The following is a 324-nucleotide window of genomic DNA, read 5'->3' on the forward strand; positions in this document are numbered from 1 at the left end:
TCATGATTCTTCTGATACGTTTCAAATTGTAGACAACCTTAAATTGACTCTCCAAAGTCATTTTGATTTGGCGTGCCCCTTTTTTTCGCTTTTTGAAATGTAATGCCTTTAAGATGATCTCTTTTGTAGTTTCATCTTCTTCATCTTTTCTCTTTCTTTGTTCTTGTGACTTCATTGAGAAATGATTATAATAACCACTTCTTGAAACTTCCGCTATTTTACACAAGTAACTCACCATATGTTTTAATTGATATTTTTCAATCACCGAGCGAATTAGGATGTATTTCTGGGAAGGGGTGAGAATTACTTGTTCATCCTCCTTTC

The 324-nt window shown here is 33.6% G+C and carries 1 pseudogene; it reads right to left on the reverse strand.

Annotation, left to right across the window (positions count from 1 at the left end):
- A pseudogene (locus tag MR076_RS26105) lies at positions 1 to 324 on the reverse strand (IS3 family transposase); the annotation flags it as partial.

Source organism: Bacillus cereus group sp. BfR-BA-01380, assembly GCF_022663535.1.
GTDB classification, from domain to species: Bacteria; Bacillota; Bacilli; order Bacillales; family Bacillaceae_G; genus Bacillus_A; species Bacillus_A cereus_BB.